The organism is Hyphomicrobium sp., assembly GCF_019753045.1.
Taxonomy (GTDB): Bacteria; Pseudomonadota; Alphaproteobacteria; order Rhizobiales; family Hyphomicrobiaceae; genus Hyphomicrobium_B.
The window spans coordinates 268,413-288,179 of the sequence record NZ_JAIELN010000006.1 but is presented as its reverse complement, the minus strand read 5'-3'; the positions used below and the strand labels follow the sequence as shown (position 1 = coordinate 288,179).

21 protein-coding genes are annotated in these 19,767 nt (G+C 58.3%); 9 read left to right on the top strand and 12 right to left on the bottom strand.

Annotated elements, in window-relative coordinates; genetic code table 11:
• Positions 1-133: 133 nt before the first annotated feature.
• The 5 genes from K2Q04_RS08130 to K2Q04_RS08110 are packed head-to-tail and all read left to right on the top strand — an operon-like array spanning position 134 to position 4,766.
• Positions 134-1,090: a hypothetical protein gene (locus tag K2Q04_RS08130; RefSeq protein WP_291161711.1), complete on the top strand. Its 957-nt coding sequence runs from the start codon at positions 134-136 to the stop codon at positions 1,088-1,090.
• Entirely contained in the window at positions 1,087-1,881 is a 795-nt protein-coding gene (locus K2Q04_RS08125) for a glycosyltransferase (protein WP_291161707.1), read from the top strand. The genes K2Q04_RS08130 and K2Q04_RS08125 overlap by 4 nt, the downstream gene beginning before the upstream one ends.
• Complete coding sequence (locus K2Q04_RS08120; RefSeq protein WP_291161704.1) at positions 1,881-2,645, top strand: glycosyltransferase family 2 protein; 765 nt, start codon at positions 1,881-1,883, stop codon at positions 2,643-2,645. The genes K2Q04_RS08125 and K2Q04_RS08120 overlap by 1 nt, the downstream gene beginning before the upstream one ends.
• Entirely contained in the window at positions 2,635-3,315 is a 681-nt protein-coding gene (locus tag K2Q04_RS08115) for a glycosyltransferase family A protein (RefSeq protein WP_291161701.1), read from the top strand. Before K2Q04_RS08120 ends, K2Q04_RS08115 begins: the two co-directional genes overlap by 11 nt.
• A complete protein-coding gene (locus tag K2Q04_RS08110; RefSeq protein WP_291161698.1) occupies positions 3,312-4,766 on the top strand; it encodes a nucleotidyltransferase family protein in 1,455 nt (484 codons plus the stop codon). Before K2Q04_RS08115 ends, K2Q04_RS08110 begins: the two co-directional genes overlap by 4 nt.
• Before the next feature lie 111 nt (positions 4,767-4,877).
• On the opposite strand, the gene K2Q04_RS08105 is transcribed toward K2Q04_RS08110, so the two are convergent.
• A complete protein-coding gene (locus tag K2Q04_RS08105; protein WP_291161695.1) occupies positions 4,878-5,165 on the bottom strand; it encodes a hypothetical protein in 288 nt (95 codons plus the stop codon).
• Between the two features lie 90 nt (positions 5,166-5,255).
• On the opposite strand from K2Q04_RS08105, the gene K2Q04_RS08100 reads away from it, so the two are divergent.
• The gene (locus K2Q04_RS08100; RefSeq protein WP_291161692.1) at positions 5,256-5,570 is read left to right on the top strand and encodes a hypothetical protein; all 315 of its coding nucleotides are present in this window, start codon (positions 5,256-5,258) and stop codon (positions 5,568-5,570) included.
• A gap of 583 nt (positions 5,571-6,153) precedes the next feature.
• On the opposite strand, the gene K2Q04_RS08095 is transcribed toward K2Q04_RS08100, so the two are convergent.
• The 11 genes from K2Q04_RS08095 to K2Q04_RS08045 form a co-directional block, all read right to left on the bottom strand.
• Positions 6,154-6,558 (bottom strand): GNAT family N-acetyltransferase, encoded by a 405-nt coding sequence (locus tag K2Q04_RS08095; RefSeq protein ID WP_366935743.1) that lies wholly within the window; start codon positions 6,556-6,558, stop codon positions 6,154-6,156.
• 94 nt (positions 6,559-6,652) lie between these two features.
• Complete coding sequence (locus K2Q04_RS08090) at positions 6,653-7,408, bottom strand: type 1 glutamine amidotransferase (protein ID WP_291161690.1); 756 nt, start codon at positions 7,406-7,408, stop codon at positions 6,653-6,655.
• A gap of 83 nt (positions 7,409-7,491) precedes the next feature.
• On the bottom strand, positions 7,492-8,277 hold the full coding sequence (locus tag K2Q04_RS08085; RefSeq protein WP_291161687.1) for a GntR family transcriptional regulator: 786 nt from the start codon (positions 8,275-8,277) through the stop codon (positions 7,492-7,494).
• A gap of 155 nt (positions 8,278-8,432) precedes the next feature.
• Entirely contained in the window at positions 8,433-9,371 is a 939-nt protein-coding gene (locus K2Q04_RS08080) for an alpha/beta hydrolase (protein WP_291161685.1), read from the bottom strand.
• Between the two features lie 65 nt (positions 9,372-9,436).
• Positions 9,437-10,801, bottom strand: coding sequence for a glutamine synthetase family protein (locus K2Q04_RS08075; protein ID WP_291161683.1), 1,365 nt, complete (start codon positions 10,799-10,801; stop codon positions 9,437-9,439).
• 39 nt (positions 10,802-10,840) lie between these two features.
• Positions 10,841-11,914: a hypothetical protein gene (locus K2Q04_RS08070; protein ID WP_291161680.1), complete on the bottom strand. Its 1,074-nt coding sequence runs from the start codon at positions 11,912-11,914 to the stop codon at positions 10,841-10,843.
• Positions 11,911-12,978 (bottom strand): branched-chain amino acid ABC transporter permease, encoded by a 1,068-nt coding sequence (locus K2Q04_RS08065; RefSeq protein ID WP_291161677.1) that lies wholly within the window; start codon positions 12,976-12,978, stop codon positions 11,911-11,913. The genes K2Q04_RS08070 and K2Q04_RS08065 overlap by 4 nt, the downstream gene beginning before the upstream one ends.
• Positions 12,975-13,877, bottom strand: coding sequence for a branched-chain amino acid ABC transporter permease (locus K2Q04_RS08060; protein WP_291161674.1), 903 nt, complete (start codon positions 13,875-13,877; stop codon positions 12,975-12,977). Before K2Q04_RS08060 ends, K2Q04_RS08065 begins: the two co-directional genes overlap by 4 nt.
• Entirely contained in the window at positions 13,874-14,590 is a 717-nt protein-coding gene (locus K2Q04_RS08055; protein ID WP_291161671.1) for an ABC transporter ATP-binding protein, read from the bottom strand. The genes K2Q04_RS08060 and K2Q04_RS08055 overlap by 4 nt, the downstream gene beginning before the upstream one ends.
• Complete coding sequence (locus K2Q04_RS08050; RefSeq protein WP_291161669.1) at positions 14,590-15,738, bottom strand: ABC transporter substrate-binding protein; 1,149 nt, start codon at positions 15,736-15,738, stop codon at positions 14,590-14,592. Before K2Q04_RS08050 ends, K2Q04_RS08055 begins: the two co-directional genes overlap by 1 nt.
• A 24-nt stretch (positions 15,739-15,762) precedes the next feature.
• Positions 15,763-16,527 (bottom strand): ABC transporter ATP-binding protein, encoded by a 765-nt coding sequence (locus K2Q04_RS08045; protein WP_291161666.1) that lies wholly within the window; start codon positions 16,525-16,527, stop codon positions 15,763-15,765.
• Positions 16,528-16,779: 252 nt separating this feature from the next.
• On the opposite strand from K2Q04_RS08045, the gene K2Q04_RS08040 reads away from it, so the two are divergent.
• The 3 genes from K2Q04_RS08040 to K2Q04_RS08030 are packed head-to-tail and all read left to right on the top strand — an operon-like array spanning position 16,780 to position 19,757.
• On the top strand, positions 16,780-17,547 hold the full coding sequence (locus tag K2Q04_RS08040; protein WP_291161664.1) for an SDR family oxidoreductase: 768 nt from the start codon (positions 16,780-16,782) through the stop codon (positions 17,545-17,547).
• 14 nt (positions 17,548-17,561) lie between these two features.
• Positions 17,562-18,347 carry an SDR family NAD(P)-dependent oxidoreductase gene (locus tag K2Q04_RS08035; protein ID WP_291161661.1) on the top strand — a complete coding sequence of 262 codons (786 nt, stop codon included), beginning with the start codon at positions 17,562-17,564 and terminating at the stop codon, positions 18,345-18,347.
• A 36-nt stretch (positions 18,348-18,383) separates the two neighbouring features.
• Entirely contained in the window at positions 18,384-19,757 is a 1,374-nt protein-coding gene (locus K2Q04_RS08030; RefSeq protein WP_291161658.1) for a glutamine synthetase family protein, read from the top strand.
• Positions 19,758-19,767 lie beyond the last annotated feature (10 nt).

The following is a 19,767-nucleotide window of genomic DNA, read 5'->3' as shown; positions in this document are numbered from 1 at the left end:
TGCGAGCGCCCTGTCCGGTGCCGCGCAATCTGATGAAAACCGGCCAAGCGCACAACAGCTTTTAGACGCGCTTGACTTGTTCACCGCGCGACACGCTAAACGCGCGCATCAAGTCCGTGTCCGCGTAGCAGGTATGTCTATCCGCCTCCATGTGCCATCGGCCGCCATGGCCGATCTCTATGCGCGTCGGCTCGGTGGTGCGATCAAAACGAATACGGGAACCGATGATCTGCACTTCCACATGGGCGAGCCATCGTCCGTCGGTAGCCCAGATCCGGGAAACTTTGCTTTTTACCAATCCCTCGGACCGGATTTCGAGCGGCTTGCCGGAGAGGCGGGCCTCATCGGCATCGTCGGCCGGCCAGACGCGCACAACAATCCAACCGAACCATGCACGCTTTTCAATCCGCGTACTGGCGTCGGCGTGCAGTGGATCACCTCGCTGGCTCACCTGCCACCGTGGGATGCTGGCTCGCCTTTCCGTCTGCTTATCCACTGGGCAACCGCGCAGCGCGGAATGCGCATGATGCACGCCAGCTCTCTCATCTCAGGGCACCGGGCTATGCTGTTCGTCGGTGCGGGCGGCAGCGGCAAGTCGGGTACGACACTCGCGGGCATCGCCTCGGGACTTCAGACCGTGGGCGATGACTATGTAGTGGTCACCGCCGATCCTCTGCCTCGTGTCCATCGAGTCCATCAGTTGCTGAAACAGGACCCGACCGGCATCAAACGTGTCCTTGGGCAACGCGAGTTAGAGAAGCCCTTAGAGCTGAATTGGCAGGGCAAAGTCGAAATCGATCCCGAATTATATTTTAAAGGATGCATGGCCGAGAGTGCTGACGTTGTAGCGCTCGTGCTTCCCCGGATCGCTCATGCAGATCAGACGAGGTTCGAGCCTCTTCGACCTCAGGATTTATTCCATCACGCAGCCGCATCCATGTGGCAGCAGCTACCGGGCGCGCAGAAATCCGGCTTCGTTTTTGCCACGGCACTGACGCGGCGAGTTCCGACCTGGCGCATGAACCTTTCCTCGGACCCATTTGAGATCGGCAGCGCCGTTCGTCAGTTTCTGGATAGCGGTGTGTCATGACCGCTCGCATAGTCAGCGTCATCATACCGGTCTTCAACGGTGAGCGGCACCTCGGGGAAGCGCTGGCTTCGCTTGAAGAAGAGCCCGGCTTTCAGCTCGACATCGTCATTGTCGATGACGGATCGACGGATCGTTCGCTGGATATCGTCTCAGAAATCAGTCGCCGGGATCGACGCCTGCGCATCATTAGCGGGCAACATCGAGGCGTCGCCGCAGCACGCAATATCGGCGTCCAGGCGGCGCAAGGCGAGTTTGTAACTTTTCTCGATTGCGATGACGTCTGCCCGCGCGGGCGTATTGCGCGCCAGCTCGGAAAACTTCTCGCCAATCCTGATGTGGCGTATGTCGTCGGGCACACTCTACTTTTCGAGCAACTCGATGATGCACAGCGCCCATCGCCAGGTTCGCGGAGCGCAAGCATGTTGCTGCCTACGTTGCACAGCGCGCTATTTCGAAAAGAAGTGTTCAGTCAATTCGGTTTGTTCGACGAAGAACTCGCCTTCTCAGAAGACCTGGACTTTTTCTTTCGGCTGGCTGAGCACGATGAGCCCATGCTCGTCGAGGCCGAGATCGCCTCTCTCTACCGTCGGCACGACGGCAACATGACACGCAACGGTCGCGCCATCCGCGTTTCTACTCTCGAGGTTCTCAACAAATCGATTACCCGGCGAAGGGCCATTGGACGGCGTAAGCCGCTTAACTTGTTCTTCGTGCAGCACCAAGAGGCAGAGATTTTGTTCAATAGACCGCCAACGGATCATGCGCGTGAGCGCTTAAAGACAGGGATCTAATGACGGTTCAAGCTCCTCCTCAGATCTCGGTTATCATGACGACGTACAACGGCCCTGAATTCATCGAGCAATCCATAGGGTCACTTACGGCCGAGGCCGGTGTCGAACTCGATATTGTCGTAATCGATGATGCCTCCACGGACGGAACTCTTGCGCGCCTGCACGATCTTGCGGCGCACGATCCGCGTATCCGCGTTTTCGCCGGGGAGAAACGCGGCATCGCCGGATCACGCAATGCCGGGCTGGCAGAAGTTCGGCACGAACTTCTTACATTTCTTGATCAAGACGATCTTTGCATGCCAGGCCGTCTCGCGCGTCAAGCGGCGCTGATGCAGCGAACGCCCGGTGTATCGGCCGTCATGGGCGAAACGCTCATGTTCCAGACCCTCGGTCCTGACCGGATGCCTTTGCCGGGGACGAATACAGCGCGCATCCTCGGCATACAGCTGTCGGCCGGCCTGTTCCGGACCAGTGCTGTCCGGTCACTTGGATTCGACACCAAATTCACTATGGCAGACGATTTTGACCTGATCCTGCGCCTGCTTGAGACAGATCATGAGATCGCGGTCGAACGTGAAATTGCGACGTTGCACCGGCGGCACGGCGGGAACACTTCGGGGAATGTCGCGGCGCTGCGGCTCGAACTGGTCAAGGTGTTCCAGGCATCATTGAAGCGTCGCCGCGCTGCGGGACGAGTCGGACCGATAACGCATCCGCTGGTGGCATCGATGTCTGTGGCTGGGAACCAATTGCATGTCGGATAACGCTTATGCAGTGGTCATCCCCGCATATAATGCTGCGCGCACTTTGGATGAAGCAATCCGGTCGGTGCTTGCACAGACGGTTGCCGCCAGCGACATCCTCGTGGTTGACGACGGCTCGACAGATAATACGGCCGATATTGCCGCGAGATACGGCGGCACGGTTCGCGTTATCCGGCAAACCAATGCGGGTGCGGCTGCAGCGACTACTACAGGGTTGAAAAACGTATCGGCGCCGTTCGTGGCCGGTTTGGACGCCGATGACATTTGGCTGCCTGACAAAGCCGAACGGCAATTGGAACGATTTGCGCGCGGACCACACGTCGATGGCCTGTTCTGTCGCGTTCGGCGTTTCCAGCACGGCAGCGATGATCGATCGAGCGGTGCGGTTTCCGATGGCCTGTCGCGCTCCGCAATGATGTTGCGCACGTCCGCCGCTGCGGCGATAGGGCCCGTCAACGATCCAGGGGGTGCGCGTGGCCGTGGTGAGATGATCGATTGGTTGCAAAGAGGTCGCGAACTCGGATTGATTTTCGAAACGCTGCCGGAAGTGTTGGGGCTCCGTCGAATTCTCCCGAGGAGCTTGAGTTACGGCTATGACACGATCGCAGATCGCGGTTATCTCGACGTTGTCCGTGCCTCGCTCGGGCGGAGGAGGGCGAGATCGACATGAGGGGCCCTATATTGAAAGGGGCGCGACCGGCCCCAGAGATAGATCTTCTGCTTCAAGCTTGCCTCGCTCCGCCGGACGCAGCCCGTGCGGCTTGGCACCGCTGGCTGGCGAGCCGCGAACTCAACGATGCGAGTTGGCCCGAGATGCGTATTCTAGCGCCTCTTTCAGGCCGCCTGCGGATTCTCGATCCGAACTCAATTTACCGGCCTCGCATCGAGGGACTCGCGAAATCCCATTGGACCCAAACCCAGTTCATGCTGAGTGAAGCGCTGCCAGCCATCAAAGCCCTGCGCAAGGCCGGGATTGAATGCATGCTCATCAAGGGCGCCGCTGGATACGCAGAAGGATTCGGACCAACGGTTCGTCGTTTGATGGGCGATGTCGATTTGCTCGTTCGACAAGAGGATGGGCCGCGCGCCGCCAGCGTGCTAACAGCAGCAGGTTGGGAGGCAACGAACGGCGATTCTGCGCTCCTGCTACGGCAACTCGCGCCGGTGCGCGCGTCCTCAAATTACCGTCGGGGTGTTTACGGCGAAGTCGATTTGCACACTCAGGCGTTTCACTTCTGTCGTCGCGACCAAGAACTCGAAAGCGCGCTATGGCGTGATGCGAAAGTAATCTCGTTCGGCGGCACCGACGTTTGCGTACCCTCTTCTGCGGACAACATCGTGATCAGTCTCGCACATGGCGTGGTTGGCCGCGATGGAGACTGGGCGATCGACATCGGTCAGCGTATCAACGCGGGCGGTGTCGATTGGGATCGCACGATCGAACGTGTCGAGCGCCAGGCCCTAGTTCCGTTGGCACTCGCAGGTCTCAACTATCTGCACGAGCTTGGCCTCGATGTGCCTCAGGAAGTGATGCGCAGACTGGCCGAGACGCCGGTCGCGCCTGGCGTCTGGTTGAAGCATTATGCAAGCATCCGCCCTAACGGACGGAACCGCAAATTGCTGCAAAAAATTGCGAACGTACTATCAACGCCACTCCTGCCGCGTGCCATCTATCATCGGCCGTTCAAATCCGACTATTTGATCGGAGTCGCACGCGACAATCTCGGCGTTTGGTACCCGCGCCGGTGGAGGCGCATACCGCTGGCGCAGGTTCATACAGCAGCGTCGGTAGATCACCGCATCGAAATTAATTCGCACCCGGATATATCGGTATGTGGAGTATCGCTGCGTTTTCCGACGAGCCGCCAATCGAGGAGAGTGTTCATCGAGGTCGTGTCGGGCGAGAGGGTCATTCATCGCCTGCGAGGCCGTTTGCGCTCCCGTGCCGGAAAGCATCAAACTATGCACTTTGAAATTCCGCTCAATGATCTGCCGCCCGGTCAGCGCGTCATAACTCTTCAGGCGCGCCCGTCGGGTTATGTGTCGTCTGCCGCACCGCATGCTGAGGCGATCGCAAAAGCAGCGCCTGCTTTCCAAATAACGGATGCCTGGGCCGCTTGACATCCGGTTCTTCTGCTTGCCACGCGCGCCATGTCGTTGAATGCCAACGTCGCGAATCCAAGGCCGTCATGTCTGACGACCTTCTCCTCTTCAGAACTAAAACACGACGGGCTAGTCACAGACCCTGACGCGCTGATACCGCCAGACGCCCTCGTAATCGTCCCAATAGCGGCGACCGCGTTCCCAGTGGCAATAAGGTCCGCCGTAACGCGGGCCTTCGTAATAGTAGCCGGGCGGCGGCGGGGGATAATAGTAGGGCCGTCCCGCGGACCCGATGATGGCTCCGGCAGCAAGCCCGCCGAAAACGCCGGCAGCGAAATCGCCACCACCGGCCTGTGCAGGTGCGGCAATAGTCAGGAAGACGCCAGCCGCAACCACGCCATGAAGAATGCGTCCCATGATGATGTCCCTCGAATGCCCCTGTGCAGACAGTTTTGATCCGCTTCACATGAACACCCGCTACTTCGCATTCATGGAGAATGTGTGGTCGTGGCGAAAGACCTGCGATCCGCTACTCAAAAATTTGTGCGCATGCCTGCGTCGATCTCTATGGTATGTTTGAAAAAACAGGGGAGAGAGACGATGTACCTCATCGAATATCTTTCGACGCCGGCCGGTCAGCCACCAACGATTTATACGGAGCTGGCACTTGGATCGACGCCTGAAGAGGCCATGGATCAGGCCGATACTCATCTGCCTAAGATGGCGACTAAATTCGGCGCTCAAGGCTACCGTATTATCGATAGCAATAAGCAATGCGTTGGCATCGGCCCGGAAGGGTTTCTGAGCACCCAAAGATCTTGAAGGTGATAAGGCGTGCAGGGCTCGTACCTAGCGCCTATCAGCGAGCGCCTTCACGCCGACGAGAAGCGCAAAACATGCGGCCAACGCTAGAGCCATACCAATTGCCTCATTCGTGGCGGTATAAATTCCAGCAACACAGCTGAGCAAAGCTGCTGCGAGCAAACAAATGATCCCGAAGACCCTCATGAAATGGGCCCGTCCAAATGAGATGCCTATTCGAGCTTCGAGAAGACACAAAAGTGAGGCGCTCTGAGGAAGGTACGGCTCACCACCTCAAAATTTTCCCGATGAGCCATGGGATAAGGCCAAAAAGAGTGATGAACCCTGCAATGGCAGCCGCAGCGACTTTGGCAAGGATAGCCAGGAACGTTGTCAAATAAGAAATGTGCACTGCATGTCGCCCCATTTTTGGCTACACGCTAAGTACGGAGGATGATCCAACCGTGGCACAACAAATACGGAATTGTAAGATCACCAAAAAAGCAGAAGAGAACAGACACCTCATGAGCCGCTGATCACTTCGGCCGCGAGTTACCGATGGCCATTTGGCGGCGACACGTGGCCAGAAGTCACCTGGGACCTCTTACATCTTGCGGGGAATAGCCCAGCAGTTCGGCATATGCTTCATGCCAATTCGAGGATAATAGGTTTCCGCTGCCGGAGCTGCGAGCAGGATAAGCGTCGTACCATCGCCCGCCGCTTTATGTGTTTCCTCTATCAAACGCTTCCCGATCCCCTGCTTCTGATACGCCACGTCAACGGCGAGATCCGATAGATAGCAGCAATACGCAAAGTCGGTTATCGCGCGGGACACGCCTACGAGCTTCCCGCTATCCCTCGCGGTGACGATCACGTTAGAGTTGCACAGCATTGTTCTCAACCGTGCCAAGTCGTCTGCCGGACGCCTTTCGGCAAGGGTCGAGACCACGAGGACGTCCCGGAATTCTTCAGCTGTGAGACTTGGTTCAAAAGAAATTTGGATCGGCACGCGGGTTCTCTAGATTATCAATGGATGAAGCAGTCGCTTCCTAATCCAGGTGATAGCACTGCATACACCCTGGACGTGAAGTTCGAAGCCGGCATCACGCGCGATCTTCGAAAAGATCCATCCAGCGGTTGACGACGCTCTCGCCAAAAGCGCGCTGACTGGCCCCGAATTTATCGAACTGAGAAGTGACCTCAGCCATCATCTCGTCAAGCTCGGCATCGGTGAAGCGCGATCCGCCGCCCCGAAGGCCTCGCGCGACCCAGAGTTCGACGATTTCTTTCGTCGCCTCGAAGTGACATTGAAACGCGTATGTCTTTTGTCCGATGCGGAATGTCTGGTTTTCGACTTTGCGGCCACGCATCAGACGAACCGCCTCCTTCGGCAGGGTCATGGTGTCGTAATGCATTTCAAAAAGCGAAATGGTGGCCGGTGTGCCCGCGAGCAGCGGATCGTTTTCCGCCGCCGGCTCCAAGTCGAGGTCGGTGAAGCCGAATTCGAAGAAGCCTTGCGGTCTGGCTTGGCCGCCAAATGCCTGCGCGATCGTTTGCGATCCGAGGCAGGAGCCCAGGACCGGTTTTCCGGCTTCATGAAATGACCGGACGAGCCCGGTCAGCTCGCGAAAGTAATCAGCATACTCTTCTTCATGCGCACCTATTTCGCCGCCAAAAACGATGAGCCCGTCGAATGCGTCGTGCGATTTCGGAAGCAAATCATCTCGGGTCTTGTAAACCCAGTGCAGCTTGGCACCCCGGTCTTCAACGACCTCACCGATGCATCCGGTTTCCTCGATCCCCTTCATTCCTCCAGGCATGACGGCAAGAATATTCAGTTCCCGGCGTTTTACGCTCACGATAAATCCTCGTTAGGTGCGTGAGGTGACGTTTGAGCTTGGTTGAGCGTGGCAGCGTGACAGGTGGCCGGAGCAATCTCGCATTATGAGCGCTTCGCCTTGATCGCTTTCGGCATGAGATCGTACAAGCTCGCGCGGGTCGCCTCGATGTGCATCTTCATCCGCTGCGCGGCAAGATCTGCATTCTGATCTTCGATTGCCTGATAAATACCCTGGTGGTGATCGTTGGCTCTGTCTTCCAGGCGATTGAAGACCTTGCCGACGGGCAAGAACATGGCCGCGCGCGATTTCTCGACTGCCTCGAGAAGGTAATGGTTCTGCGCTGCCTGTGCGATCGCCAGATGGAATTCGGAATCGCACGCAAAAAATCTCGAGATATTCGCAGTGTTCGCTCGTGCCTCCTTGCTGGCACAGAGCGTATCCATTTCGACGAGAGCCTTTCGCAGCAACTTCAGATGCTTCTTTTCTCGCCGCTTGGCAGCGAGCGATGCCGCGGCGCATTCGTTTGCGAGGCGATATTCGAAGAGACTATCGAGAAGCCCGCGTTGGGTCTCCATGTAGACTTCGATTTCCGCGGGCTTCAGGCGATTTTGACCGAGAACGACAAGTCCGCCAGCTGCGCCTCTTTTGACAACCAGCAGCCCTTCTCCTTCGAGAACCCGGATTGCCTCCCTGATCGTAGTTCGCGAAACAAGCATCTGCAGTGCCAGATCCCGCTCCGGCGGGAGTTTGTCGCCCGGCATGAATCGTCCGAGGAAGATCGCCTTGCGGAGTTGCTCGACCACGAGCTCATAGGTGGCAGCAGCTCTAATCGAGCCTATGGCTGGGTCGCCAGACTTGCTTGCATCGGGCTGCTTCACTGCTTCCACCGAATTTTCTATTGCCAGTTGAATGTGCAGATGACGGGTTATGTAGCATCCATTGGTCCAATGGTCTAATAAATGATGGAATCGCGATTGCGGGCGCGGCGAATTTTAGCATTTGGTGGCCAATCCACAGGCAGGGTCGGCCGGTTGCTTTTTCCTCACGGTAATAAGGATTTCGCCAAACGGCGTGCACAGTCGCCGAGCGCCTCATCGGCTTCAGTCAGAAGTCCGCGAAGCGATACGAATCCGTGAATCATGTCTTCATAGCATTTGTGCTCGACGGCAACGCCGTGCGCCGCGAGTTTCCGCGCGAAGTCCTGACCTTCATCCCGCAAGGGATCGAAGCCCGCCGTGATGACATATGCCGGAGGCAGCCGAGACAGATCATCGCTCAGCAGCGGCGAGGCAAGCGGATTTCGACCGTCCCCATTGGGGCCGAGATAACTCGCGATATAGAAAGGCATGCTGTTGAGAAGAAAGCCCTTCGAGAAGAGCCGCTTGGACTCGTTGGCGCTCGTCAGGTCGGTTACGGGATAGATCAAAAGCTGGAAGCGGATTTTGGGAGCGCCTTTGTCCCTCGCCTGTATGCTGGCAGCGATGGCGAGATTGCCGCCGGCGCTATCGCCACCGACGGCGATCCGACTCTGATCGACACCGAAATCCTTTGCTTTCCTGCTCAAATAGTCGACGACCGCGAACGCGTCTTCGGCGGCCGCCGGAAAGCGATGCTCCGGCGCAAGCCGGTAAGCGGGTGAGACGACCATGCAGCCTGCATCGCGCGCCAGGACGCGGCAAACCGAGTCGTGCGTATCGATATCGCCGCGGATGTAGCCACCACCGTGGTAATAGACGAGCAGCGGGCGGCCGGTGTCCGGCAAACCTGAGGGAATATAGCTTCGTGCCGGGATCGGGCCGGCCGGACCTGGAATGACGAAGTCCCTTACCTCGGCCATTTCCGGCGCCGGGGCGTCGACGGCGGCCATATCCGACTTCCACTCGCGCCGCGCTTCATCAGGATCCTGGATTTCAACCGGCGTTGCGTTCGGATTTTCCGGCTGTTGAAGGATGTTCTTGAGTGTCGGATGAAGTTCGCTCACGGAATAGGTCTCGCTTTGCTTTTTTGCTTCTCTTGGCCGGTGTCGATGTGCGCCGCCGGCGTTCGTCAGATCGTCTTGAAGTAGCGCTTGAGTTCGTAGGACGTGACCTGCTCGGCCAACCATGCCCCCCAGTGCTGATGTTCGACGTCGCGCGAAGCCGCGTAGTGCTCTACGAATGCGGCTCCCAGGTAATCTTTCGCAATCTCCGAATTGCGGAAAAGCTCGGTTGCGGCCGGCAGAGTCGACGGCAAGCGGGCGCAGTTCGCATCCAACGCCGCATTGCCCTCTGCAGCAACAGGCGGCGTTAGCTTGTTCGTCAGCCCGAGATGACCGCCCGCCAACATCGCGGCGAGGCTGAGATAGATGTTGGTGTCGGCGCCCGGAACGCGATGCTCATACCTATAAGCATTCTGACCGGGCTGGCGGATCGCGCGCAGCGCGGCGCTGCGATTGTCGTAGCCCCAGGAGGCGTTCTCAGGCGACCAGGCGCGATGATCGAACCTTCTATATGAATTGACATTGGGCCTGAAGAGAACGGCGAAGTCCGGCATGGACTTGATCAGGCCTGCACCGTAGTGGAGAGCCGCATTTGAAAGCGTGCTGCGCGTGGGATCGTAGAAGGCGTTCTGTCCGTCACGCCAAATGCTTTGATGGACATGGCCGCCGGCACCCGACTCGCCGACCTTCCATTTTGCCATGAAGGTCGCGACTAGCCCTCGTTCGGCGCAGAGCTGGCGAAAGTACGATTTTGCGCGCGTCGCATTGTCGGCCGCAGCGAGGGCGCCAACGGGAGCAAGGGCGAATTCGATAGCGCCATATCCAAGCTCGGTGTGGAAAGCTTCGACGTCTATTCCGAAGCCCTTCATGCGCTGGATAAAGGTCTTCCCGAGGTCACGCGCTTCAGCGACATCGTTGAGCCTGTAAGCGTTGTGCATTCCGCCGAGTGGCTTCATTTCGTGATGGCGCCCTTGCGTCATCAGTTCTTCGTCAGCACGCATCACGAAGGCTTCGAACTCGATGCCAAATCGCGGTTCGTAGCCAGTTTCGGCAAAGCGCGAGGCGACTTGCCTGAGGATCGATCGCGGCGCCAGCGGATAGGGTTCGCCGTCTAGGCCGAACATATCGAAAATAACGGCCGCCGTATCGGGCTGCCAGTTCCACCGCACCGCCGTCTGCGGGTCCGGCATCGCTCGCATGTCCGGAAAGCCATTATCGAAGGAGCTATGACGTGTCACCCAGACGTCGTCGACCGATGTCAGCTGAAACAGGATGGTGCAAAACGCGCCTTGGGCATCGGGCTTGACTTTGGATACCGGGAGAAACTTTCCTCTCAGCGCGCCGTCGAGATCGACGGTTTCCATCTGCACGAATTCGATGCCGGACTCGGCAAGCTGACCTAATGCGAGCCGCTCCGTTGTTGCTGTCGCCATTCTCTCCCCTCGTAGCCTTCTGCGGATTGAGGTGATCCGCTATTTTTGCGCTGAACTTCCGATGGCGGCCGGCTTCTTCATACCGACCCGCTCGTAGATTTCAGCGGGTATTTGTTTCGGGTCCTTGTAGACGTACCACGTGCATTTTCCGCCGTTCTTGGCATCCGGCCAAGTCGGTGGATCGACGACGCGCGTTGGATAGCCGAATTTTCGCATCGGCATCCTCTCGTTCAGCGCGCAGCAGTGCACACAGTAGTGACAGACGCCTTTCTTGTTCCAGGCCCAGTCATGCTCTTCCGTCGTCACACCGAAGTTGAAGGGTGCCTCCATGCGCGGCGTCAAACCGGCCTTGGGATCGTCTCGGTATGTCCTACCGCCTGAGCCGCACGGATCGAACCGCATGCCCCAACGGTCCTCTTCCTCGAATACCTCGATCTCGCCAAGGCGAGCCGGGCCGCTCAAGTGGCCGCGCAAGCCTTCGAGCGCGTAGTGCATGAGCAGATCGAAGGATCTCGGCCAAGGATTATTGTCAACGTCATAGCGGACGTAATAGGCGTACATTGGCGCCATCAGCACGTCCCAGAGCTCACCGATACAGTTCTCGCCCAGCTGACGCGCGGCGACATCGATGAGACCGTAGACCCAATCGCATTTCCGATCGTGCGTATCGCGCCAGATCTCGCGCGCGATATCGAGAAGCGAAGTGGCGTCCTTCGCGCGTCCGGCACTGCAGGCAGCGGCGAACGCTTCGATCGTTGAGTTGTAGCTCGCCCAACCCGCTTCCGCGTCGAATTCAACGCCGTCGTCGAACTTGAGAAGATCGCGAATACGCCGCTCTTCCGTGGCAACCACATCTTCGGATACGCCACGTTCGCGGAGATACCCCTTAATCTCGACGATCCAGTCGCGATAAAGCTCATGCGCTTCGACCGCTTCGCGAACCGTATAGCGGCCGAGCTCTATCGCGTCTTTGAATCGCCCATCGACGATCGCGGCCGCCGCCAGGGTGTAGGTCGATGCCGCGTGCTCGAGATAATTGCCGCGGCGAATTTCGTAACCGATGGCCTCATGCATCACCAGCGGCGATGGCGCTTCCCGCTCCGTGACGCTCATTGCGTTGCTCCGCTGGCTTTGGCTGAAATTTCTGAACGCTCTCGACTTTTCGCCCGGCGCCGCCAAATCTCATCGATCTCATCGTCTCCGACCAGACCGCGCGGACGCAGGATCATACAGAGAACGATGATAGCTCCGAGAAATATGCCCGTAAGGCCGAACATCGTCGGCAATTTGAGCCCCGCGATTTGCGGACCGTTTTCAAGATACCGCATGATCTCGAAACCGAACGTCACCACGATGGAACCGAGCACAGCGCCACTGACGCTATAGGCTCCGCCGACGACCAGCATCGCGAGCGTCAGAAACGTCAGATCGAAATAGAAGCTCTTGGGACTGATCGTCCCAACGAACAAGGCGAAGAGAATTCCTGCGACGCCGCAGATCGCAGCGCTCACGACCCAGGCTACCAATCGCAAGCGCTTGATCCGGACACCCATGGCACTGGCCGCAGCAATATTCTCGCTCGCGGCGCGCAGTTGAAGGCCCCATGACGAGTCCCGGAACAACCGCGCCGCAACGATTGCGAGGATCGCGCATATTGTTGCAAGACCCAGCGTCGCCTTTACGGGAATGCCATAGATCGCCCGTGGCCCCCTCGTCAGATCGACCCAGTTCATGATCACGACATGGACGATGACGAGGAGGGCCAGCGTGGCAATCGAAGCAGGCGTACCGGACTGGCGCACCAGCATTGTACCGACGAGAAATGCAATAAGAACTGTCACCGCCAATGCGATCAGAATGGCGGCCGGCAGTCCGAGTTCAATCGTACCAAGACCGAACGGCGCAGTCGCCAATGCGGTCTTCTTGATGGCCACGGGCGTTGCGAGGATCGCCACCGCATAGGCGGCGATCCCCATGAAGCTGATATGACCGTAATTGGTGATGTCAGCATTGCCCATGAACACCTGCAGGCCGATCACCGCGATGAGATTGACCATGAAGATGAAGACGATGCGTTGATAGAACGGCTCGGCGAAGAGAATCGCGAGAACACCGATGATACCGACCACGACACCCAGGATGAGTGCACCACGGACCGATTGAAGAAAGTTGCTCAAGACTTTTCTCCAAAATCCGGGCGTTCGCCGAGGATGCCCTGAGGGCGGAACACCAAGACAATTCCGATAAGAAGAAAGACGAACGCGTCTCTGAATCCTGCAATCTCAGGCGGAAGCAGAACCTGAAGCCCGACTTCGGCGATGCCGAGGGCGAAGCCGCCGACGACCGCGCCGGGAAGACTCCCAAATCCTCCCAACACCGCGGCGACGAAGGCTTTGAGGACAGGCGCAAATCCCATGAAGGGATCCACGGCGCCGCGTCTCGCAAGAATGAAAATCCCCGCGAGGCCCGCAAGAAAACCCGAGATGGCGAACGCCGACAAGATGACCCGATCTGCCTTTACGCCCATCAGACGGACCACCGGCACATCCTTGGCCGCTGCCCGCATCGCAAGCCCGACGGTCGTGTAACGCATGAGCGCAACCAAGCCGATGATGGCGGCCAGAGTCACAACCGTTTCGAGAACCTGCACAACAGGTATTTGAACTGAACCGATCGAGAGGGACGATGCGAGCCAGTCGGCGGTCTGAACCGCCTTCGGTCTGCTGCCTCCGAATATGAGCGCCACGTTCTGAATAATGATGCTTACGCCGAAGGCCGTAAGCATTCCCGTTGTCGGCGAGGCGCCGCGAACGGGCTTGAACGCGACCCGCTCAATCAACAGAGCGGCGAGAACCGTAATCAGAACGCCGAACGGCAACACGAGAAAAGGGTCGCGCACGCCGAACAGAATGAGGAGAAACATTGCGTAACCGCCAACCGTGATCATGTCGCCGTGGGCGAAATTCACGAGGTGCATGACGCTGAAAACGATAGCGAGACCCAACGCGAGCAACGCGTATTCCCCGCCTACGCTCAGGGCATTGAAGGCCTGCTGCAACGCGTAGTCGGACATCATTCTTGCCCCTCGAGACCGAGATACATTTCCATCACTTCCCCAGATGATTTGAGGTCTGACGCCGTTCCCGAAAACACAAGCGCGCCACTCGCAACGACGTAGGCGCTGTTGGCGAGAGATAACGCTTCGTTTGCATTCTGCTCCACGATGAGCATCGTCAGGCCTTGACCGCGGAGGCTGCTCAAAAGCTCAAAGATCTGATCGACGATGCGTGGCGCGAGACCAAGAGAGGGCTCATCGAGCATCAGCATTTTCGGCCTAGACATCAGCGATCGCGCGATCGCCAACATCTGCTGCTCGCCGCCGGACAGCATGCGCGCGCGCGATGCGTAGCGCTTTCGTAAAATCGGGAAGAGCTCCAGGTATTTCTCAAGATCCTCGGCGATGCCAGCTTTATCGCGACGGCATGCTGCGCCCAGCCGGAGGTTCTCTCCGACCGTCAGATCCGCGAAGACCCTTCGGCCTTCGGGCGTGAGCGTCAAGCCTCGCGCCACGATTTTTTCCGTCGGCTCTTTCGAGATCTCGTGACCATTGAATGCGATGCGGCCGGAGGCGATCGGGGCGAGCCCAACCACTGACGAGATGAGGCTGGTCTTGCCCGCGCCGTTTGGGCCAAGGAGGGCGACGATCTCGCCTTCCTTGACTTCAATCGATACGTCACGGACGGCTTTGATCGGCCCGTAACTCACGTGAACGTTGCTTAGGCTGAGCATCAAGGAGCCGCAACCCAGCTCGGGCGCACGGTCTCGACGGGAAGAACTTTTCCGTCCTTGGCATGCATTACCGTCATTTCTTTGAGAGGCACGCCGCCGCGATCTTTGTAGGTGATCGACATGGTCGTGATGCCCTTCAGATTTTCGATGTTCTTGATCGCTGCATTGATTGCGGGCGGGTCGAAAGAGTTGGCGCTTTCGACGGCGGCCTTTACGACCTCGACGGCTTCTCCGCCGAGCCCGAAGAAGATGTTCTGAGGTTTATGCCCGCGCTTCGTACAATCGTCGTAGAAGGCCTTCAGCGGGCTTCCTTCCGACGGATAGCCGTGCGTGACGAACGTCGCCAAACCTGCTCCGGCGCCCGCAACCTCGACAAACGAAGGATCGTCGAATCCGTCGGTGCCGTAGACCGGAATATCGAGGCCCGCCGCGTTGATCGTGCGAACGAGGACACCGGCATCCGGCACGAGGATGGCCGCGAAGATCATATCCGGCTTTTCTGCATTGTTACGAATCTCGGCGACCTGCGTGTTGTAGTCGGCCAGACCGTGGTGATAGTTGACGCGACCGACGATTTTGCCGCCGAGCTTTTCGAACGCCTTCGCAAAATATTCCGGTGTAATCGCCGAGTAGGCGCCGACATCGTTCGCGATCATCAAAATGGCTTTGCGATGCCCGGCCTTATAGGCCACTTCCGCAGCACCGGCTGCCGAAGCGTTGTCGCCGAAGGGAACAAGGTAGCCGTTTTCCGGCGACGCGACCGGGAAGGCAGGCTGAGTTGCACCCACAGAGAGCACCGGAATGCCCTTCGGCAATGCCAGCTGCGCAATCGGAATCAAGCCGTCATCGGTCGGCGGTCCGAGGATCACGTTCGCACCCTGGTCGAGCAATTCCTGTCCGACGTTACTTGCCGTAACGGCGTCGCTCTTGGTGTCGCGAATAATGAGCTTGACCGGCTTCCCGAGAATGCCGCCCGCTTCATTGATTTGTTCCACACGGCATGTGACGCCAGCCGGGCTGTCGTAGGGCGCCAAGGAACCAGTGACGGCAGCCGCATATCCGATGACTAGCTGATCGTCGGCGCTCGCGGGAAGGCCGGATAAGGCAACGGCAATCATCGAGTTGAGCAACAAAGGCTTTATCTTCACAGTGACGCTCCTTCAGGTTCCAGATTACTGAGTTGAACGATCGTGGCCGATGTAAACTTCAATGACCCGGGGGTGCTTCCGGATTTCCGCGGGCGTTCCGGCAGCAACGATCTCCCCGGCGTCGAGCACGTAGATGCGTTGGCAGAGGGTCATGATGAACCGGAGATCGTGATCGATCACGATGACGCCGCATCCGAAGCGGTCGCGGATCCCTTTAATTGCCGAACCGAGGACTGTGGTCTCGGCGGCGTTCATACCGGCGGCGGGCTCATCAAGCATAAGCAGCGCCGGACCTAGCGCGAGCGCCCTCGCAATCTCGAGTCGGCGCTGATTGCCGTAAGACAACGCTGCCGCTTTCCAGTCGGCGATCTTATCGAGGTTGAACCAACTAAGCAGATCATCGACGGAAATCGCCTCGGTTTGCTTGGGGCGATCCCGCCGTCCGCTCGTCAGCGCGACCTCGATGTTCTGGCGCACGGTGAGCCGCGTGAAGAGCTTGATGTTTTGAAATGTGCGCGCCAAGCCCGCGGCCATGCAGTGCTGCGGAGTGGTGTTGCTCACAATCTGTCCGGCAATCGCGACGTGCCCTTCGTCGACGGGCATCAGCGACGTGATGGCATTTATGAGCGTGGATTTTCCCGCTCCGTTCGGCCCGATCAATCCGACGATTTCGCCTGGCTCGCAGGCAAGATCGACACCGCGAAGAACCTTGAGCCCGCCGAAGCTCTTGCGCACGCCACTTACGATAAGTCCGCGCGTTTGCTGTGGCGTTTGCTCGACGAGATGCATTCCTAGCCCCCAGCTCGACCGTTTAAATAACTCGTCTTGCCTTTGGTCTACATTTCAGTCCATAGTCTGATCCAAGTCAACAGGAATTGTCTTGATGCCTTCACGAAACGCGCTTCGCTCGCAACTCGATTGCGCAACAGCGAACGAAATCTTCCTCGCCGTCGCGGCGCCGATCTCCAATACTTTTTGCGCGGTGCAACGCCGCTCGAACCTCGTGCGTGTATCGACATTCAGAATGACAAGGTCTCCGCAATGAGTCGAGAATTCGACGGTAGGGTCGCGTTCGTATCCGGAGCGGGCGGCGGCATCGGCCTCGCAATTGCGTCCGATCTTCTCGAGCAAGGCGCTTACGTCTTTGCCTTCGATCTCAAAGCGGCACCCGAAGCGCTGCAAGGGCATCCGCGTGCCCATTTTGTGCAGGGCGATTTGCGTGACGGCGCGCAAGTGCAGGCCATTTTCGATGCAATCGACAAGGCTCACAACAAGCTCGATCTCGTCGTCAACGCGGCCGGTCTCTGCTTCTTCGAGCGTGATGGGTCGGTGGAGAAAGCAGACGACGCCGTCTTCGCAGCGACCATCGACGTTAACCTGACGGGAGCAATTCGCGTCGTTCGGGCGAGTCTTCCGTTGCTGCGCAAGGCGGGCGGCGGCGCATTCGTTCATATAGCGAGTGTCGTGGGTCTCAGAAACATGGAGAACATCATCGATGGCGGTCCTGCTGATGCCTACCAAATTTCGAAGGCCGGGTTGATCTCCTTTTCGCGCTCAATCGCTATGCAGTATGCCCGCGAAAAGATCAGATCCAACACAGTGTGTCCCGGATCGATTTCTACGCCGATGACGGCGGACATCTACGTCGATCCTCGCCGGATTGCCGCGATGGAAGCGCGGACGCCTCTCGGCATCATCGGCCTGCCAGCAGACGTGTCGGCGGCGACGCTATTCCTTCTCTCCGAGAAGGCGAGATTTATCACGGGGATCGATCTGCCGGTCGACGGCGGACTGCTCGCAAAACTGTGAGCAAGGGGCAGCAAATGAAACTCAATGGAAAACGCGCAATCGTGACGGGCGGCGCCCGGGGAATTGGCGCGGCCATAGTCAAGCGTCTCCTGGATGAAGGCGCTTCCGTCATTATCGCCGATAAAAATATCGCGGAGGCCGAACGGCTATCGGCGAAGCTCGGCACTCAGAACAGAACGGCCATTGCGATCGAAGTTGACGTTTCGTCGGCGAGTTCCGTGCGCGGGCTGATCTATCAAAGCGTGAGCGCCCTCGGCGGCCTCGACGTCCTCGTCAACAACGCCGGCATCGTGCACCCGGACGATAGCGATGCCGAAGGTACGACCGAGGAAGCCTGGGACCTGACGCTTGCTGTCAATCTGAAGAGCGTATTTCTCTGCTCGAAATACGCCATCGCCGAGATGGAGAAGAGCGGCGGCGGCTCGATTGTCAACATTAGCTCAATCGTCGCGATGCTCGGATCTTGTCCGGCACAAATCGCATATACGGCGAGCAAGGGTGGCGTCCTCTCGTTCAGCCGGGAACTAGCGGTGACACTGGCCCGCCGGAAGATTCGCGTGAACACCGTCTGTCCCGGACTCACTGCAACCGAGATGTCTTCGCAGCTTGTGGAGAACGATGCAGCCTATCAGCTTCGCCGTTTGCATATTCCAATGGGGCGCATGGGACGCCCAGATGAAACGGCGGCGACGGTAGCTTTTCTGGCGTCCGACGATTCTTCCTACATTACCGGGCAGGCGTTCGCGGTCGATGGGGGCATGACCGGCGCATATCTGACGCCACCAGATCTTTCTGAATAAGCGATCCCAAAATCGTCCGGCCAACGGGGAATTCGAATGACCGCTGTGACACTCGCCGAACTGCAGAGACGAATTGAAGACGGGTCAGTAAAGACTGTCGTCTGCGGGTTGGCCGATCTCTGGGGCCGGATCGTCGGCAAGCGCGTGACCGCGAAAAGTTTTATGCAATGCCTTTCCGGTGCCGAAGGCTTGCATGCGTCCGTCTACCTATTCTGCACCGACATGGATATGGATCCCCGCCCCGGTTACGCGCTGACCGGATGGGACAAGGGCTTCCAGGATTTCGTGATGAAGCCCGATCTCTCGACGATCCGGCTTCTTCCCTGGACGCCCGGAACTGCCTTCGTTCTCTGCGACGCGATTGACGAAACGACGGGCGAGCTGGTGCCCGTCGCACCGAGAAGCATTCTCAAGCGGCAGATCGCACGCGCAGAAACAAGGGGCATCACCTTCAAGTGCGCGACTGAACTCGAATTCTTCATGTTTCGCGACACGTACGACGCGGCGTGGCACAAGCGCTACAGAGATCTTGTTCCGACCTCGCGCTATCGGGCCGACTATCACATCCTGCAGTCGACGCGAGACGAGGAAATCATCGGCGAAATCCGCGATGCTATGAACGCCGCGGGAATCGAGGTGGAAAACGCGAAAACTGAATGGGGTCTAGGCCAACAGGAAATCGCACTTCGCTACACCGATGCTCTCGAGATGGCAGACCGGCATGTGCTCTACAAATGCTGGGTCAAGGAGTTGTTGAGCCTGCGCGGGCTTTCAGCAACCTTCATGGCCAAACCTTTCATCGACGAAATCGGTTCGTCCTGTCACGTTCACATCAGCCTATGGGACAAGGCGACCGGCCAACCTACAAGCTATGACGGCGGCTCCGCCACGCATATGTCTCGACAGTTTGGTTCGTTCATTGCCGGCATGATCGACCACGGCCGTGAATATGCATACCTAGCCGCTCCGACGATCAACTCCTACAAGCGCTTTCGGAAGACTTCGTTCGCGCCCGTCCAGCTCTGCGTCGGGAATGACAATCGAACGTGCGGCTTCCGCCTTGTCGGACATGACAAAAGCTTCCGGGTGGAATCGCGCATCCCTGGCGCCGACGCCAATCCCTACCTTGCCCTCGCTGGCCTCATCGCAAGCGGCCTAAGCGGCATCGAACGGGCACGGCCGACACCCGACTTGTATGCGGACAATGCTTACGAAGATCCGACGCTTCCGCGCGTTCCGGCAACGATGCGGGAAGCCGTATCGCTTTTCGCAGCGAGCGATTTGGTTCGCTCCGACCTCGGAAGTGACGTTCACGATCATCTCAAGAACTTCGCAGAGAACGAGCTCGACGCCTTCGAACAAGAAACCGTTACCGATTGGGAGCTCATCCGCTACTTCGAGCGCATCTGAGTATCCGGCA

Excerpts from the sequence above, each read along its gene's own strand:
- K2Q04_RS08040 (WP_291161664.1), top strand. The coding sequence starts at position 16,780 with ATGAGTCGAGAATTCGACGGTAGGGTCGCGTTCGTATCCGGAGCGGGC.
- K2Q04_RS08120 (WP_291161704.1), top strand. The coding sequence starts at position 1,881 with ATGACGGTTCAAGCTCCTCCTCAGATCTCGGTTATCATGACGACGTAC.
- K2Q04_RS08105 (WP_291161695.1), bottom strand. The coding sequence starts at position 5,165 with ATGGGACGCATTCTTCATGGCGTGGTTGCGGCTGGCGTCTTCCTGACT.
- K2Q04_RS08110 (WP_291161698.1), top strand. The coding sequence starts at position 3,312 with ATGAGGGGCCCTATATTGAAAGGGGCGCGACCGGCCCCAGAGATAGAT.
- K2Q04_RS08055 (WP_291161671.1), bottom strand. The coding sequence starts at position 14,590 with ATGCTCAGCCTAAGCAACGTTCACGTGAGTTACGGGCCGATCAAAGCC.
- K2Q04_RS08030 (WP_291161658.1), top strand. The coding sequence starts at position 18,384 with ATGACCGCTGTGACACTCGCCGAACTGCAGAGACGAATTGAAGACGGG.
- K2Q04_RS08130 (WP_291161711.1), top strand. The coding sequence starts at position 134 with ATGTCTATCCGCCTCCATGTGCCATCGGCCGCCATGGCCGATCTCTAT.
- K2Q04_RS08125 (WP_291161707.1), top strand. The coding sequence starts at position 1,087 with ATGACCGCTCGCATAGTCAGCGTCATCATACCGGTCTTCAACGGTGAG.
- K2Q04_RS08035 (WP_291161661.1), top strand. The coding sequence starts at position 17,562 with ATGAAACTCAATGGAAAACGCGCAATCGTGACGGGCGGCGCCCGGGGA.
- K2Q04_RS08060 (WP_291161674.1), bottom strand. The coding sequence starts at position 13,877 with ATGATGTCCGACTACGCGTTGCAGCAGGCCTTCAATGCCCTGAGCGTA.
- K2Q04_RS08070 (WP_291161680.1), bottom strand. The coding sequence starts at position 11,914 with ATGAGCGTCACGGAGCGGGAAGCGCCATCGCCGCTGGTGATGCATGAG.
- K2Q04_RS08045 (WP_291161666.1), bottom strand. The coding sequence starts at position 16,527 with ATGCATCTCGTCGAGCAAACGCCACAGCAAACGCGCGGACTTATCGTA.
- K2Q04_RS08075 (WP_291161683.1), bottom strand. The coding sequence starts at position 10,801 with ATGGCGACAGCAACAACGGAGCGGCTCGCATTAGGTCAGCTTGCCGAG.
- K2Q04_RS08115 (WP_291161701.1), top strand. The coding sequence starts at position 2,635 with ATGTCGGATAACGCTTATGCAGTGGTCATCCCCGCATATAATGCTGCG.